The sequence below is a fragment of the Streptomyces sp. DS1-CR2 genome, assembly GCF_055760475.1.
Window position 1 is genome coordinate 3,185,319 of the sequence record NZ_CM147085.1, and the last position, 16,048, is coordinate 3,201,366.

General features: G+C 68.6%; 9 protein-coding genes and 2 rRNA genes. 6 read left to right on the plus strand and 5 right to left on the minus strand.

Annotation, left to right across the window (positions count from 1 at the left end; all coding sequences use genetic code 11):
- Nucleotides 1–186: 186 nt before the first annotated feature.
- On the minus strand, nucleotides 187–1,449 hold the full coding sequence (locus tag ACY0PA_RS15770) for an ROK family protein (protein WP_473085222.1): 1,263 nt from the start codon (nucleotides 1,447–1,449) through the stop codon (nucleotides 187–189).
- A gap of 108 nt (nucleotides 1,450–1,557) precedes the next feature.
- Between ACY0PA_RS15770 and ACY0PA_RS15775 the strand changes: the two genes are divergently transcribed.
- Both ACY0PA_RS15775 and ACY0PA_RS15780 read left to right on the plus strand, forming a co-directional pair.
- Complete coding sequence (locus tag ACY0PA_RS15775; RefSeq protein ID WP_473085223.1) at nucleotides 1,558–3,027, plus strand: MGH1-like glycoside hydrolase domain-containing protein; 1,470 nt, start codon at nucleotides 1,558–1,560, stop codon at nucleotides 3,025–3,027.
- The gene (locus ACY0PA_RS15780; RefSeq protein ID WP_473085224.1) at nucleotides 3,024–5,015 is read left to right on the plus strand and encodes an amylo-alpha-1,6-glucosidase; all 1,992 of its coding nucleotides are present in this window, start codon (nucleotides 3,024–3,026) and stop codon (nucleotides 5,013–5,015) included. Before ACY0PA_RS15775 ends, ACY0PA_RS15780 begins: the two co-directional genes overlap by 4 nt.
- 118 nt (nucleotides 5,016–5,133) lie before the next feature.
- On the opposite strand, the gene dusB is transcribed toward ACY0PA_RS15780, so the two are convergent.
- Entirely contained in the window at nucleotides 5,134–6,264 is a 1,131-nt protein-coding gene (gene dusB / locus ACY0PA_RS15785) for a tRNA dihydrouridine synthase DusB (protein ID WP_473085225.1), read from the minus strand.
- A 137-nt stretch (nucleotides 6,265–6,401) separates the two neighbouring features.
- Between dusB and ACY0PA_RS15790 the strand changes: the two genes are divergently transcribed.
- Complete coding sequence (locus tag ACY0PA_RS15790) at nucleotides 6,402–7,871, plus strand: MFS transporter (protein ID WP_473085226.1); 1,470 nt, start codon at nucleotides 6,402–6,404, stop codon at nucleotides 7,869–7,871.
- An 86-nt stretch (nucleotides 7,872–7,957) separates the two neighbouring features.
- On the opposite strand, the gene ACY0PA_RS15795 is transcribed toward ACY0PA_RS15790, so the two are convergent.
- Nucleotides 7,958–8,935 (minus strand): helix-turn-helix transcriptional regulator, encoded by a 978-nt coding sequence (locus ACY0PA_RS15795; protein WP_473085227.1) that lies wholly within the window; start codon nucleotides 8,933–8,935, stop codon nucleotides 7,958–7,960.
- A gap of 101 nt (nucleotides 8,936–9,036) precedes the next feature.
- On the opposite strand from ACY0PA_RS15795, the gene ACY0PA_RS15800 reads away from it, so the two are divergent.
- From ACY0PA_RS15800 to ACY0PA_RS15810, 3 genes are all read left to right on the plus strand, one after another.
- Nucleotides 9,037–10,479, plus strand: coding sequence for an MFS transporter (locus tag ACY0PA_RS15800; RefSeq protein WP_473085228.1), 1,443 nt, complete (start codon nucleotides 9,037–9,039; stop codon nucleotides 10,477–10,479).
- Between the two features lie 259 nt (nucleotides 10,480–10,738).
- A complete protein-coding gene (locus tag ACY0PA_RS15805) occupies nucleotides 10,739–11,773 on the plus strand; it encodes an aldo/keto reductase (RefSeq protein WP_473085229.1) in 1,035 nt (344 codons plus the stop codon).
- 25 nt (nucleotides 11,774–11,798) lie between these two features.
- A complete protein-coding gene (locus ACY0PA_RS15810; protein WP_473085230.1) occupies nucleotides 11,799–12,389 on the plus strand; it encodes a TetR/AcrR family transcriptional regulator in 591 nt (196 codons plus the stop codon).
- A gap of 134 nt (nucleotides 12,390–12,523) precedes the next feature.
- Here the strand turns inward: ACY0PA_RS15810 and rrf are convergent.
- Nucleotides 12,524–12,640, minus strand: a 5S ribosomal RNA gene (rrf, locus tag ACY0PA_RS15815).
- An 89-nt stretch (nucleotides 12,641–12,729) separates the two neighbouring features.
- A 23S ribosomal RNA gene (locus ACY0PA_RS15820) occupies nucleotides 12,730–15,853 on the minus strand.
- Nucleotides 15,854–16,048: the final 195 nt, after the last annotated feature.

Below are 16,048 nucleotides of genomic sequence, written 5' to 3' on the forward strand. Positions count from 1 at the left end.
GTGAGCACGCTCCACACTCAGGTGAGTTCAAGTTGTAAATGATCGAACAGTGGCACTCAGTGCCATGCCTTAGAAATGTACAGCCGCCTTCAAGGTGCTCATCTGAGCGCTACCCCTATCAGGGGTGGCGAGAATCACGCCGTATCCGGGCCCCACGATGTCAGCATCCGGACGCGAAGCGGGCGTTCACAGGCCGAGCGCCGCGAGCCGTTCCTCCGCCCGGTCCGGCGCGTAGAGGTGCTCCACGACCAGTGCACCCGCCCCCACCAGGGCAGACCGCTCGCCCAGCCGCGCGGTGACCACGTCCAGATGAGCGGTGGAGCGCGGCAGGGCCCGCTGGTAGAGCAGTTCGCGTACGCCCGTGAGGAAGGGGGTTCCGGCCAGATCCCCCGCGATCATCAGGACCCCCGGGTTGAGCAGGGTCACCACCGTCGCCAGGACCTCGCCCACGCTGCGCCCGGCCTCCCGTGCCAGGCGCACCGCTTCGGGGTGCCCCTCGGCGAGCAGCTCCCGCACATCCGATCCCGACTCCGCCGACACCCCGGCCTCGGTGAGCCGCCGCGCAAGGGCGCGCCCGCTGGCCACCGCGGCCAGGCACCCGTACGAGCCGCACCGGCACAGCGTGCCCGCGCCCTCGGGCACCCGGATATGCCCTATGTCGCCCGCTCCTCCATCGATGCCCCGGTAGATCCGGCCGCCGACGACGACGCCGGCGCCGATGCCGGTGGACACCTTGACGAGGACGAAGGCCGCGCAGTCCGGGTGTCCGGTGCGCTGCTCTCCGTAGGCCATCAGGTTGGCGTCGTTGTCCACGAGAACGGGGACGCCGCCTGCGCCATCCGCATCACCCGCGTCACGTACATCACCCCCGCCGCCCGTCTGCTCGGCGAAGGCGCGGCCCAGTCGGCCCCTGATGTCGTAGCCGTCCCAGCCCGGCATGATCGGCGGCTGTACGACGCGGCCCGTGGCGCTGTCCACGGGGCCCGGGACCCCGAGCCCGATGCCGCACACCGCGTCCGCGGTCCGCCCCGCCTCCTTCAGCAGCCCGGCGAACCAGCCGCCGAGCGCGCCGAGTACCCGCTCCGGCCCCTCGTCGACGGACAGCGCGCCGGAACGCTCGGCGAGCAGTTCGCCGGTGAGGGTGAGGACGGCGGCGCGCGCGTGCCGGGTGTCGAGGGAGACGGCGAGCACGACCGCGTGGGCGTCGTCGAACTCCAGGCGCAGGGAGGGCCGCCCGCCCGTCGGTGACCCGGCCGGCCCGCCCGCGCCCTCACGCAGCCAGCCCGCCCGGAAGAGCCGGTCGAGGCGCTGGCCGACGGTGGCCCTGGAGAGCCCGGTGGCCTCCTGGAGCGCGCCGCGCGTGGTTGCCCGGCCGCTGCGCACGAGGTGCAGCAGATCCCCGGCGCTCGCCTGGCTCCGCGGCCGCTCTCTCGTCCGGTCCCCGGCCATTCGCACCCCTTGCGTTCATCAACTGCGCGTTACATATTGGGTTTTGCTGGTTAAGTAGACGTAACTCTATGCTGGATACGGCTTAACTGACAGACCGTGGGAGTTCGTGTGGACCGCACAACCCGGCGGACCGGTGCGGCGGTGCGCCGCGCCTCCGATGCCGTCGCCGCGCCCTCGCTCGAGCGGGCCGCGCTGCGCGAGCGGGCGGCACGGGTCCTGGAGACGAACTGGACGGGCACGTCCACGGTCCCCTCCCGCACCCTCTATCCGCACCAGTGGTCATGGGACTCCGCGTTCGTCGCCATCGGGTCACGTCATGTGTCGCCGCTGCGCGCCCAGTTGGAGCTGGAGACGCTGTTCGACGCGCAGTGGGGCGACGGCCGGGTGCCGCACATCGTGTTCAATCCCTCCGTCCCTCTCGACGCCTACTTTCCCAGCCCCGACTTCTGGCGCTCCTCCACTTCGGGCCGGGCGGCCGGAGCGCCGCGCTCCGTGCAGACCTCCGGCATCGTGCAGCCGCCGGTGCACGCCCTGGCGGCCTGGCTCGTGCACCGCGCCGACCCGGGCCTGTCCCGGTCCCGCTCGTTCCTGGCCCGCGTCTATCCGAAGCTCGCGGCCTGGCACCGCTACCTCCTGCACCGCAGGGACCTGGGCGGCGGCGGCCTCGCCTGCGTGATCCATCCCTGGGAGCAGGGCATGGACAACAGCCCGTACTGGGACGCCCCGCTGAGCCGGATCGCCCCGGCGCCCGCGCGCGCGTTCCGCCGCGCCGACCTGGAGCACGGCGCGCCCGACGACCGCCCCACCGACCTCGACTACGGCCGGTACGTGCGCCTGGCGACGGACTACCGGAACGGCCGATACGCCGACGGACAGGGCGAGTTCGCCGTGGAAGACCCCTCCTTCAACGCCCTCCTGATCGCCTCCGAACACGCCCTCGCCCGTATCGCCTGCGAGCTCGGCGCCGCGGGCACGGCCCGCCACGCCCGCGCCGAACGCCTCACGGCAGCGCTGGTCGAGCGCCTCTGGGACCCGGCGACGGGCATGTTCTTCTGCCGCGACCTGCGCGGCGCGACCGACGGCCACGACGCGCCCCGCACACCGGGACACGACACCCCCCGAACCGCCGGGCGGTCCTCACCCTCCGCCCTGATCCCCGAGTACGGCGTCTCGGGCCTGATCCCGCTCATCCTGCCGACGCTCCCCCGGCATGTGACCGCCGGACTGCTGCGCACCGCCCGCGGCCCGCGCTTCGGCCTCGGCACCGCGGTGCGGCTCGTGCCGAGTTACGACCTGACGGGACCGGCCTTCGACCCGCACCGCTACTGGCGCGGACCGGCCTGGTTCAACACGAACTGGCTGATCGAGCGCGGCCTGCGCCTCCACGGCGAGCACGCGGAGGCCGAACGCCTGCGCGCCGCGCTCCTTGGCACGGCGCTCGACACGGCCTTCGCCGAATACGTGGATCCGTACACGGGACGCGGCTGCGGCGCGCGCGGCTTCGCCTGGAGCGCCGCGCTCGCCCTGGATCTGCTGCAGGAGCCGCGGGAGCGGCACGAGGGAGGGACCTGGGGATGACGGACCGACAGCATCAACTGCTCGTGCGGGGAGCCACCTTCGCGGCGATCGGCCCCGGCGGCGACATCAGCGGCGTACGCGGATCCGGCTCGCCCGACGGCCTGTTCGTGCGCGACGGCCGGCACCTCAGCCGCTGGCAGCTCACGGCGGACGGCGCCGCACCCGAGGTGCTCACGCCCGCCGGACGGCCGGTCGGGGACGCGGGCGGGGGGACCGGCGGGGACGCGGCCGGGCGGTCCGGCGCCGGTGAAGGCGTGGCGCGCTGTGTGCTGGTGCCGCGCGGCGGCCGCCAGGAGCCGCCCGCGTACACGCTCTTCCGCGAACAGGCCGTGGCGGACGGCGCGTTCGTCGAGACCTTGCGGGTCGTCTCCAACCGCGCGGTGCCGACGACGGTACGGCTCGCGTTGACCGTCGACGCCGACTTCACCGACCAGTTCGAGCTGCGCGCCGACCACCGCACGTACACGAAGACCGGCGCGGTCCGCTCCCGGTCGGTCCTGGAGGACGGCGTCCGGTTCGGCTACCGGCGGGGCGAGTGGCGCTCGTCGACCACGGTGACCGCGGAGCCCGCGCCCGACGCCGTCGAGGAGACCGGCACCGGCGCCCGCCGCCTCGTCTGGTCCCTCGAACTGGCCGGGCACGGCACGGCCGACCTGAACCTGCGCGTCGCGGCCCGCCCGCACGGCGCCCCCCGCACCCCGGTGCCCGCGTCCCCCGCCGACGCGGCGGCCGAACTCGCCGCGCGCACCGAGGAGTTCACCCGGGACATCACCCTGCCCGCCGCCTGGCCCGGACTCGCAGCGGCGTGCGCGAGGGGCCTGGCCGACCTGGCCGTGCTCCAGGTCCCGGCCACCGGCCCGGACGGCGAGCGGCTGAGCGTGCCGGGCGCGGGCGTCCCCTGGTTCCTCACGCTCCTCGGCCGTGACGCGCTCCTGACCTCCCTGTTCGCCCTCCCCTACCGGCCGGGGCTGGCCGCCGCGACGCTCCCGGTGCTCGCCGCGACGCAGGCCACGGAGTCCACCGAGGGCGCCGTGGCCCAGCCCGGCAAGATCGTCCACGAGGTGCGGCACGGCGAGTTGGCGCACTTCGGCCAGGTCCCCTTCGCCCGTTACTACGGCTCCGTCGACGCGACGCCCCTCTTCCTCGTCCTTCTCGGCGCGTACACGGACCGGACCGGCGACGTGGCCACGGCCCGCCGCCTCGAACCGCACGCGCGGGCCGCCGTCAGCTGGATGCTCGACCACGGCGGCCTCACCTCACGCGGCTATCTCGTCTACCGCGCCGACCGGGGCGGCCTCGCCAACCAGAACTGGAAGGACTCGCCGGGCGCCATCTGCTCGGCCGACGGCAGCCGCCCCACGGGACCCGTGACGGCGGCAGGCGCCCAGGGCTACGCGTACGACGCCCTGCGCCGCACCGCCGCGCTCGCCCGCACGGCCTGGGACGACCCGGTGTACGCGGACCTTCTGGAACAGGCGGCGACGGATCTGCGGGACCGGTTCCAGCGGGACTTCTGGATGGCGGACCGCGCGTTCCCCGCGCTCGCCCTGGACGGCGAGGGGCGGCACGTCGACGCGCTGGCGTCCGACGCGGGCCATCTCCTGTGGTCGGGCCTGCTCGACAAGGAGTACGGGGAACTGGTCGGCCGACGTCTCCTGGAGCCCGACTTCTTCTCCGGCTGGGGGGTGCGCACGCTCGCTGCCGGTCAGGCCGCGTACCACCCGCTCTCCTACCACCGGGGCTCCGTGTGGCCGCACGACAACGCGCTGATCGCGCTCGGGCTCGCCCGCTACGGACTGCACGACGAGGCGCGGACGGTGGCGAACGCGCTGGTGGAGGCCGCAGCCGCCTCCGGCCACCGGCTGCCCGAGGTGCTCGCCGGGTACGCGCGGGAGTCGTACCCGGCGCCCGTCCCCTACCCGCACGCGTGCGAACGCGAGTCACGGTCGGCGGCGGCGCCACTGGCGTTGCTCACGGCGGTCTTCTAGCCGGTCGCGGTGACGCTTCCAGCCGGTTGCGGCGTTTGAGCGACCGGGGGTCCGGGGGCAGAGCCCCCCAGTTTCGGGAAAGGGGCGGGGTGGGGGAGAACAACTCCCCCACGACCAGTCACCCCCCGGACGTGTCCAGCTCCGCGTCCTCGCTGACGCCCGCGCAGTCCCACGGGTCCTTGAGCCAGCCGTCCGGCAGCACCACCCGGTTGTTGCCGGAGGTCCGGCCGCGGGGACCGTCCGCGCCCACGGGCCACGCCTGATCGAGGTCCAGCTCGTCGAGCCCCGCGCGCAGCTCGGCGAGCGACGACGTGACGGCGAGCCGCTTGCGCATCTCGGAACCGACCGAGAAGCCCTTCAGATACCAGGCCACGTGCTTACGGAAGTCGATGACACCGCGTGCCTCGTCGCCGATCCACTCGCCGAGCAGCCCGGCGTGCCGCACCATCGCGTCGGCGACCTTGCGCAGACCGGGCGCGGCGGGCGCGCCCGTGCCCTCGAAGGCGGCGACGAGATCACCGAACAGCCACGGCCGCCCCAGGCAGCCGCGCCCCACCACGACACCGTCGCAGCCGGTCTCGCGCATCATCCGCACCGCGTCGTCGGCGGACCAGATGTCGCCGTTGCCGAGGACGGGAATCTCCGGGACGTGCTCCTTCAGACGGGCGATGGCGTCCCAGTCGGCCGTGCCGCCGTAGTGCTGCGCCGCGGTCCGCCCGTGCAGGGCGATCGCGGTGACGCCCTCCTCGACGGCGATCCGGCCCGCGTCGAGGAAGGTGATGTGGTCGTCGTCGATGCCCTTGCGCATCTTCATCGTGACCGGCAGGTCCCCGGCCCCGCTGACGGCCTCCTTCAGGATGGCCCGCAGCAGATTCCGCTTGTACGGAAGCGCGGAGCCGCCGCCCTTGCGCGTCACCTTGGGGACAGGGCAGCCGAAGTTCAGGTCGATGTGATCGGCGAGATCCTCTTCGGCGATCATGCGGACGGCCTTGCCGACGGTCGCCGGATCGACGCCGTACAGCTGGATCGACCGGGGCTGCTCACTCGCGTCGAAGCGAATCAGCTGCATGGTCTTCTCGTTGCGCTCGACCAGCGCCCGCGTCGTGATCATCTCGCTCACGAACAGGCCCTTGCCGCCGGAGTACTCCCGGCACAGGGTGCGGAAGGGCGCGTTTGTGATCCCGGCCATGGGCGCGAGGACCACGGGCGGCTGCACGAGGTGCGGACCGATGGTGAGCTGCTGGGACATCGGGCGGGCTCTCCGAAATCGTGGGGCAGTGGGCAGGGGGCAGTTCTCCATTGTCCCCCACCTGGCGGACGGCCCCGCCCAGGGTTGTCCCCGACTTGGCGGGCGCCCCCGCCCACGGTCGGGCTACCGTCTGATACATGCCTGCCCCACTGACTGCCCGCCGGCGGATGCTCGTCCTCGCGATCTGCTGCATGAGCCTGCTGATCGTCAGCCTCGACAACACCGTCCTGAACGTCGCACTGCCGAGCATGCAGAAGGAGTTCGGCGCGAGCGTCTCCGGCATGCAGTGGACCATCGACGCGTACACGCTGGTCCTCGCCTCGCTCCTGATGCTGGCGGGCTCGACGGCCGACCGGATCGGGCGCCGCCGGATCTTCAAGGCCGGCCTGGTGATCTTCACCGTGGGCTCGGTGCTGTGCTCGGTGGCGCCGAACCTGGAGTCCCTCATCGTGTTCCGCATGGTCCAGGCGGTCGGCGGCTCGATGCTCAACCCCGTCGCCATGTCGATCATCACCAACACGTTCACCGAGCCCCGCGAACGCGCCCGGGCCATCGGCGTCTGGGGCGGCGTCGTCGGCATCTCCATGGCCGCGGGCCCCATCGTGGGCGGCGTCCTCGTCGACTCGGTCGGCTGGCGCTCCATCTTCTGGATCAACCTGCCGGTGGGCCTCGCCGCCCTCCTGCTGACCATGCGCTACGTCCCCGAGTCCCGCGCCCCCAAGCCGCGCCGCACGGACCCGATCGGGCAGCTCCTCGTCATCGCGCTCCTCGGCTCACTCACGTACGCGATCATCGAGGCCCCCGGAGCGGGGTGGACGTCTCCCACCATCGTGACGTTCGCGCTGCTCGCCCTCGCGGCCCTCATCGGACTGATCGCCTACGAGCCGCGCCGCGCCGAACCCCTCATCGACCTGCGTTTCTTCCGCTCGGCACCCTTCAGCGGCGCCACGGTGATAGCGATCAGCGCGTTCGCCTCGCTCGGCGGCTTCCTGTTCCTGTCGACGCTCTACCTGCAGAACGTACTCGGCCTCAACGCCCTGGACGCAGGCCTGTGGATGCTGCCGATGGCGGCCATGACCCTGGTGTGCGCTCCGGTCTCCGGCCGCATCGTCGGCAGCCGCGGCCCGAGGATCCCGCTGCTCGTCGCGGGCATCGCGATGACGGCGAGCGGCCTCCTGTTCGCCGTGTTCGAGGCGGAGACGTCGAACGTGCCCCGCTTCATCGGCTACGTCCTGTTCGGCCTCGGCTTCGGTTTCGTCAACGCCCCCATCACGAACACCGCTGTCTCCGGCATGCCCCGCGCCCAGGCGGGCGTCGCCGCCGCGGTGGCCTCCACCAGCCGGCAGATCGGCCAGACCCTCGGCGTCGCCGTCATCGGCGCGGTCCTCGCGTCGGGCGTCGCGGGGGCCGTCGGCGCATCGGCGTACGCGACCACGTTCGTCGACGCGAGCCGCGGGGGCTGGTGGATCATCGTGGGCTGCGGCCTCGCCGTACTCCTGGTCGGCCTCCTCACCAGCGGCCGCTGGGCACGCTCCACAGCACAGCGCACCGCCCGCTGCCTGGAACAGCCGGAAATCCAGGAGGCCACGGCCGCCGCCAGATCCTGAAGCGACCGCCGCCGGCCACGGCGCGGCCGTTCCCCACGCCGGCCTCCTCACCAGCCGCCCGGTGCCTTGCCGGAGCAGCCGGAGGCTCAGGAGGCCACGGCGGGCGCCAGCTCCTGCAGCCGGTCGAGCCGCTCCCTGGACTCCTCGTCGGCGGGCGTGTACGTCACCAGACGGGCCCCCTGATCCGGGCCGAGCCACAGATCGGTGTGGACCAGGGACAGCGGCCCGACGTGCGCGTTGCGGAAGTACTTCGTCTTGCTGCGCGTGCCCACCACCTCGTGCAGCTGCCACGCCTCACGGAACTCGGGCGACTCGTCCTCCAGCCGCTTGAGCAGCAACTCCCAGGCGGGCTCGCCCAGATGACCGGCCATCGACCCGCGGAACTTGGCCGCCATCAGCCGGATCGTGTCCTCCAGGAACACGAACGACTTCCGCCACTGCTCGTTCGTGCAGATCAGCACCATGCAGTTGCGGTCCTCGGGCGCCACCGTGTCCAGATCGCACAGCAGCCGCCCGTACGTGCGGTTGTACGCGAGGATGTCGTACCGGCTGTTCTGGATGCACGCAGGAAGCGGCTCCAGCTTCTCCAGCATCAGTCGCAGCGCCGGCGTGACGGTCTGACAGCTCGCCGCGGGCGACGGATCGATGGCCCCCGCGAGCTGGAAGAGATGCGCGCGCTCACTCGCGTCGAGGAGCAGGGTGCGGGCCAGCGCGTCCAGGACCTGCACCGACACCTGGATGTCCCTCGCCTGCTCGAGCCACGTGTACCAGGTGACCCCGACCGCGGACAGCTGCGCGATCTCCTCACGCCGCAGCCCGGGAGTACGCCGACGCCGGCCGCGCGGCAGCCCGACCTGCTCGGGGGTGATGCGGGCGCGACGGCTGCGCAGAAAGTCGGCGAGCTCATGCCGCCGGATCTCGGCCTCGCGCTTGGGCGACTCGAGCGGGGGCGCCACCTGCCCGGGCCCTCCAGCCTTCACCTGAGCCGGGGCCGCCGCCTCCGCCTCGGCCCGCGCCCGTCCCTCTGCCACAGTCGTCGTAGTGATCCGCGCCATCGTGGTCATGCCTCCAGCCTGCCGCGCCACGGAGCCTGTTGCCAGGTAGTCCTTCTACCAGGATAAGGACACTCTGGTACCAGTCTGAGCGCCGGACGACGCTGGTATCCATGACCGGAACCGGGACCCGTTCCCTCTCTGTCGCCACCACCGCCCGCTCCGCCACGGCCCCACCGGCACTCGGCGGACTAGGGCTCTTCACCGTGCTCGTAGGCGCGGCCCTCCCTCTCATCGACTTCTTCATCGTGAACGTCGCCCTGCCCACCATCGGCCACGACCTGGCCGCGGGCGAGGCGCTCCTCGAACTCGTCGTCGCGGGCTACGGACTCGCGTACGCCGTCCTGCTCGTCCTCGGCGGACGGCTCGGCGATCTCTTCGGCCGGCGCAGGCTGTTCCTCGGCGGCATGACCGCCTTCGGCCTGACCTCGCTGGCCTGCGGCCTCGCCCCCGACGCCTGGACCCTAGTGGCCGCGCGCGTCGCGCAGGGCGCCGCGTCGGCCGCGATGCTCCCGCAGGTCCTCGCCACCATCCAGTCGACGACGACGGGCCGGCGCCGGGCGAAGGCCATGGGCCTGTACGGGGCGACGGCGGGCCTGTCCATGGTCACCGGCCAGATCCTGGGCGGCGTCCTCGTCGCAGCGGACGTGTTCGGGACCGGCTGGCGGTCCGTGTTCCTGGTGAACGTCCCCGTAGTCCTCGTCGGCCTCTTCCTGGCCGCCCGCGCCGTCCCCGAGACGCGCTCCCCGCACCCCGAGCCGGTCGACGGCCCCGGCACGGTACTCCTCGCCGCGTCCCTGCTCACGCTCCTCGCACCCCTGACCGAGGGCAGGGCGGCGGGCTGGCCTCTGTGGACGTGGCTCTCGCTCGCGGTCTTCCCCTTCGTCGCGTACGCCTTCTACCAGGTGGAACGCCGTGCGGACCGGCATGGCCGCACCCCACTGGTCCCGCCCAGCCTCTTCGCGCTGGTCTCACTGCGCCGCGGCCTGATCATGGTCGTGCCGTTCTCCATCGGATTCAGCGGCTTCATGTTCGTGATCGCGGTGGCGCTCCAGCAGGGCGAACACCTCGGCCCCGTACCGGCGGGCCTGGCCCTCGCGCCCATGGCCGTCGTCTTCTTCGCAGTGTCCCTCGCGGGCCCGCGCCTCGTCGCCCGCTACGGCACCCGGGTCGTCACCGCGGGCGGCATGATCCAGGGGGCCGGCGTCGCCCTGATCGCCCTCGCGGCCTGGCGAACCTGGCCCGACCTCGGCGTCCTGGAACTGATGCCGGGAGCCGCACTCGCGGGCGCGGGCCAGGCACTCCAACTCCCCATACTCTTCCGGCTCATCCTGTCCGAGGTACCGGCGTCGCGGGCGGGAGTAGGCAGCGGCGTCATGATCACCACCCAGCAGTCGGCCCTGGCCCTCGGCGTAGCCACACTCGGCTCCCTGTTCCTCACCCTGACCCCAAGCCTGGGCACACGAGACGCACTGGTGACGACGCTGCTGGTGCAACTGACAGGCATCGCCCTGACAACGGCACTGAGCTTGAGGCTGCCACGGGCGGTGAGCTGAGGACCTGCGCGACGCTGCGCTGCCCGGGGCTGGCCTAGCACCCCGAGCACCCCGGGCGTGCCCAGCGCTGCCCGGCGCTCGTTCCCACGCCTCGCATGACAGATGACGCTTGACGGATGACGGATGACGGATGACGGATGACAGGGAGCAGGTAACAGATAACAGCTGACAGATATTGAAATCTGTCAGCTGTCATGCCATCGTGGACAGGGAGACATCCGAACTGTCGAACTGGCGGCACCGATCCAAGGAGCGCCCTATGTCCCCCACCACTCCCGCCTCTCCCACCCTCCACCCCCGCTCCCTAGGCTCCACCGGTCCTCAGGTCTCCGCCATCGGGCTCGGCTGCATGGGGATGTCCGCGCTCTACGGCGAGGCCGACCGGGGCGAGTCCATCGCCACCATCCACGCGGCCCTCGACGCCGGCATCACCCTGCTCGACACCGGGGACTTCTACGCGATGGGGCACAACGAGATGCTCATCGGGGAGGCTCTGCGGACCGCCCCCGCCGCGCACCGCGAGAAGGCGCTGACCAGCGTGAAGTTCGGCGCTCTCCGGGACCCGGACGGTGGCTGGTCCAGCTACGACGGCCGGCCGGCCGCCGTGAAGAACTTCGCGGCGTACTCGCTCCAGCGCCTCGGCGTCGACCACATCGACGTATACCGGATCGCCCGCGTCGACCCCGACGTACCGATCGAGGAGACCGTCGGGGCCATCTCCGAGCTCGTCGAGAAGGGACACGTCAGGCACATCGGCCTGAGCGAGGTCGGCGCCGACACGATCCGGCGGGCCGCGGCCACCGCCCCCATCTCCGATCTGCAGATCGAGTACTCGTTGATCTCCCGCGGCATCGAGGACGCGATCCTGCCGGTCGTCCGCGAACTCGGCATCGGCGTCACGGCGTACGGGGTTCTGTCGCGCGGTCTGATCTCCGGGCACTTCGGCCGGGACCGCAAGCTCGCCGCGAACGACTTCCGCGGAATGAGCCCGCGCTTCCAGGGCGAGAACCTCCAGCACAACCTTGACCTCGTCGAGTCGCTGCGCAAGATCGCCGAGCAGAAGGGCGCCAGCGTCGCACAGGTCGCCATCGCCTGGGTCCTCAGCCGCGGCGACGACATCGTGCCCCTGGTCGGCGCCCGTCGCAGGGACCGGCTGACGGAGGCGCTCGGCGCTCTCGACGTCACCCTGGACTCGGCGGACCTCGCCGCTATCGAGAAGGCCGTCCCGGCCGGTGCCGCCGCGGGTGACCGCTATCCCGAGGCACAGATGGCACACCTCGACAGCGAGCGCTGATCGGCGCCCCGGTACGGTCGGCATCATGGCAACCGAGACCCTGACCACCGAGCGCATCCTCGAGGCGACCGAGGAGGTGCTGCGCCGGCATGGTCCCGCCAAGGCGAACGTCGTCGACGTGGCCCGCGCGCTCGGCGTCAGTCACGGCAGCGTCTACCGGCATTTCGGCACGAAGGCACAGTTGCGCGAGGCGGTCACGAAGCGCTGGCTCGACCGCACTACGAACGAACTGCAACTGCTCATGACGGACGGCTCGCTGACGGCGCCCGCCATGTTGCGCCAATGGCTCGCGACGCTGTTCGCGGCCAAGCGCCGCAAGGCGGGCGACGATCCGCAGCTTTTCGCCACCTACCAAGTACTGATCAGCGAGAACAGCCGGGTGGTCGAACTCCACGTCGGTGAGCTGATCATGCAGCTCGACCACATCATTCAGGACGGCATCACCAGGGGAGAGTTCAGCCTCCCTCACCCTGACCCCGCTCTGACCGCCCGCGCGGTATTCGACGCTACGAATCGCTTCCACGATCCGGCGTACGCGGGTGAGTGGCAGAAGGCCGGCATCGACGAGGAGTTCGGGGCCCTCACAGATCTCGTCCTCCGCGGCCTGAATTCCTGACCGCACCGCCCCTCCGCACAGCATTCGGCCGGACTTTGAAAAAGGAGTCCGGCAGAAAAGGGGACCAACCCCTTAAACGCAGAAAACCCCCGTAACAGGATTCTCATCCGTTACGGGGGTTTTCTTCAAAATTAGTTCGGCGGCGTCCTACTCTCCCACAGGGTCCCCCCTGCAGTACCATCGGCGCTGTGAGGCTTAGCTTCCGGGTTCGGAATGTAACCGGGCGTTTCCCTCACGCTATGACCACCGAAACACTATGAAACTGTCAACCGCACCACGCTCTGTGACAAACGTGGGGTTGTTCGTGGTTTCAGAACCAACACAGTGGACGCGAGCAACTGAGGACAAGCCCTCGGCCTATTAGTACCAGTCACCTCCACCCGTTACCGGGCTTCCAGATCTGGCCTATCAACCCAGTCGTCTACTGGGAGCCTTAACCCCTCAAAGGGGGTGGGAGTCCTCATCTCGAAGCAGGCTTCCCGCTTAGATGCTTTCAGCGGTTATCCTTTCCGAACGTAGCCAACCAGCCATGCCCTTGGCAGGACAACTGGCACACCAGAGGTTCGTCCGTCCCGGTCCTCTCGTACTAGGGACAGCCCTTCTCAAGACTCCTACGCGCACAGCGGATAGGGACCGAACTGTCTCACGACGTTCTAAACCCAGCTCGCGTACCGCTTTAATGGGCGAACAGCCCAACCCTTGGGACCGACTCCAGCCCCAGGATGCGACGAGCCGACATCGAGGTGCCAAACCATCCCGTCGATATGGACTCTTGGGGAAGATCAGCCTGTTATCCCCGGGGTACCTTTTATCCGTTGAGCGACGGCGCTTCCACAAGCCACCGCCGGATCACTAGTCCCGACTTTCGTCCCTGCTCGACCCGTCGGTCTCACAGTCAAGCTCCCTTGTGCACTTACACTCAACACCTGATTACCAACCAGGCTGAGGGAACCTTTGGGCGCCTCCGTTACTCTTTAGGAGGCAACCGCCCCAGTTAAACTACCCATCAGACACTGTCCCTGATCCGGATCACGGACCCAGGTTAGACATCCAGCACGACCAGAGTGGTATTTCAACGACGACTCCCCCTGAACTGGCGTCCAGAGTTCACAGTCTCCCACCTATCCTACACAAGCCGAACCGAACACCAATATCAAACTGTAGTAAAGGTCCCGGGGTCTTTCCGTCCTGCTGCGCGAAACGAGCATCTTTACTCGTAGTGCAATTTCACCGGGCCTATGGTTGAGACAGTCGAGAAGTCGTTACGCCATTCGTGCAGGTCGGAACTTACCCGACAAGGAATTTCGCTACCTTAGGATGGTTATAGTTACCACCGCCGTTTACTGGCGCTTAAGTTCTCAGCTTCGCACACCCGAAAGTGCACTAACCGGTCCCCTTAACGTTCCAGCACCGGGCAGGCGTCAGTCCGTATACATCGCCTTACGGCTTCGCACGGACCTGTGTTTTTAGTAAACAGTCGCTTCTCGCTGGTCTCTGCGGCCACCCCCAGCTCATGAAGTAAATCCAATCACCGGTGATGGCCCCCCTTCTCCCGAAGTTACGGGGGCATTTTGCCGAGTTCCTTAACCATAGTTCACCCGAACGCCTCGGTATTCTCTACCTGACCACCTGAGTCGGTTTAGGGTACGGGCCGCCATGAAACTCGCTAGAGGCTTTTCTCGACAGCATAGGATCATCCACTTCACCACAATCGGCTCGGCATCAGGTCTCAGCCTTAATGTGTGACGGATTTACCTGCCACACGGCCTACACCCTTACCCCGGGACAACCACCGCCCGGGCTGGACTACCTTCCTGCGTCACCCCATCACTCACCTACTACAAGTCTGGTCCGTCGGCTCCACCACTTTCCTTTCCCCGAAGGGTCCGGAACGGCTTCACGGACTTAGCATCGCCTGATTCAATGTTTGACGCTTCACAGCGGGTACCGGAATATCAACCGGTTATCCATCGACTACGCCTGTCGGCCTCGCCTTAGGTCCCGACTTACCCTGGGCAGATCAGCTTGACCCAGGAACCCTTAGTCAATCGGCGCACACGTTTCTCACGTGTGTATCGCTACTCATGCCTGCATTCTCACTCGTGAACCGTCCACAACTCGCTTCCGCGGCTGCTTCACCCGGCACACGACGCTCCCCTACCCATCCCAGCAGGCGTTGGCCCTCACGCTGGAATGACACGACTTCGGCGGTACGCTTGAGCCCCGCTACATTGTCGGCGCGGAATCACTAGACCAGTGAGCTATTACGCACTCTTTCAAGGGTGGCTGCTTCTAAGCCAACCTCCTGGTTGTCTGTGCGACTCCACATCCTTTCCCACTTAGCGTACGCTTAGGGGCCTTAGTCGATGCTCTGGGCTGTTTCCCTCTCGACCATGGAGCTTATCCCCCACAGTCTCACTGCCGCGCTCTCACTTACCGGCATTCGGAGTTTGGCTAAGGTCAGTAACCCGGTAGGGCCCATCGCCTATCCAGTGCTCTACCTCCGGCAAGAAACACACGACGCTGCACCTAAATGCATTTCGGGGAGAACCAGCTATCACGGAGTTTGATTGGCCTTTCACCCCTAACCACAGGTCATCCCCCAGGTTTTCAACCCTGGTGGGTTCGGTCCTCCACGAAGTCTTACCTCCGCTTCAACCTGCCCATGGCTAGATCACTCCGCTTCGGGTCTTGAGCGCGCTACTAAACCGCCCTATTCGGACTCGCTTTCGCTACGGCTTCCCCACACGGGTTAACCTCGCAACGCACCGCAAACTCGCAGGCTCATTCTTCAAAAGGCACGCAGTCACGACTGCATGTGCAAGCACATACAGCGACGCTCCCACGGCTTGTAGGCACACGGTTTCAGGTACTATTTCACTCCGCTCCCGCGGTACTTTTCACCATTCCCTCACGGTACTATCCGCTATCGGTCACCAGGGAATATTTAGGCTTAGCGGGTGGTCCCGCCAGATTCACACGGGATTTCTCGGGCCCCGTGCTACTTGGGTGTCTCTCAAACGAGCCGCTGATGTTTCGACTACGGGGGTCTTACCCTCTACGCCGGACCTTTCGCATGTCCTTCGCCTACATCAACGGTTTCTGACTCGTCCTGTCGCCGGCAGACGACAGAAGAGAGATCCCACAACCCCACATGCGCAACCCCTGCCGGGTATCACACGCATATGGTTTGGCCTCATCCAGTTTCGCTCGCCACTACTCCCGGAATCACGGTTGTTTTCTCTTCCTGCGGGTACTGAGATGTTTCACTTCCCCGCGTTCCCTCCACACTGCCTATGTGTTCAGCAGCGGGTGACAGCCCATGACGACTGCCGGGTTTCCCCATTCGGAAACCCCCGGATCAAAGCCTGGTTGACGACTCCCCGGGGACTATCGTGGCCTCCCACGTCCTTCATCGGTTCCTGGTGCCAAGGCATCCACCGTGCGCCCTTAAAAACTTGGCCACAGATGCTCGCGTCCACTGTGCAGTTCTCAAACAACGACCAACCACCCGTCACAACCCACCGAAGCAGATCTTTACCGGGGCCGGCACTGAAGGCGACCGTTTCGGCCGTACCTTCAGACACCCAACAGCGTGCCCGACCCGGTGACGCCCGGAGATCATGCTTTCCACGCCCCGAAGGGGCAGTACTCACAGC

Excerpts from the sequence above, each read along its gene's own strand:
- ACY0PA_RS15810 (WP_473085230.1), top strand. The coding sequence starts at position 11,799 with ATGGCAACCGAGACCCTGACCACCGAGCGCATCCTCGAGGCGACCGAG.
- ACY0PA_RS15790 (WP_473085226.1), top strand. The coding sequence starts at position 6,402 with ATGCCTGCCCCACTGACTGCCCGCCGGCGGATGCTCGTCCTCGCGATC.
- ACY0PA_RS15805 (WP_473085229.1), top strand. The coding sequence starts at position 10,739 with ATGTCCCCCACCACTCCCGCCTCTCCCACCCTCCACCCCCGCTCCCTA.
- ACY0PA_RS15770 (WP_473085222.1), bottom strand. The coding sequence starts at position 1,449 with ATGGCCGGGGACCGGACGAGAGAGCGGCCGCGGAGCCAGGCGAGCGCC.
- dusB (WP_473085225.1), bottom strand. The coding sequence starts at position 6,264 with ATGTCCCAGCAGCTCACCATCGGTCCGCACCTCGTGCAGCCGCCCGTG.
- ACY0PA_RS15795 (WP_473085227.1), bottom strand. The coding sequence starts at position 8,935 with ATGACCACGATGGCGCGGATCACTACGACGACTGTGGCAGAGGGACGG.
- ACY0PA_RS15800 (WP_473085228.1), top strand. The coding sequence starts at position 9,037 with ATGACCGGAACCGGGACCCGTTCCCTCTCTGTCGCCACCACCGCCCGC.
- ACY0PA_RS15780 (WP_473085224.1), top strand. The coding sequence starts at position 3,024 with ATGACGGACCGACAGCATCAACTGCTCGTGCGGGGAGCCACCTTCGCG.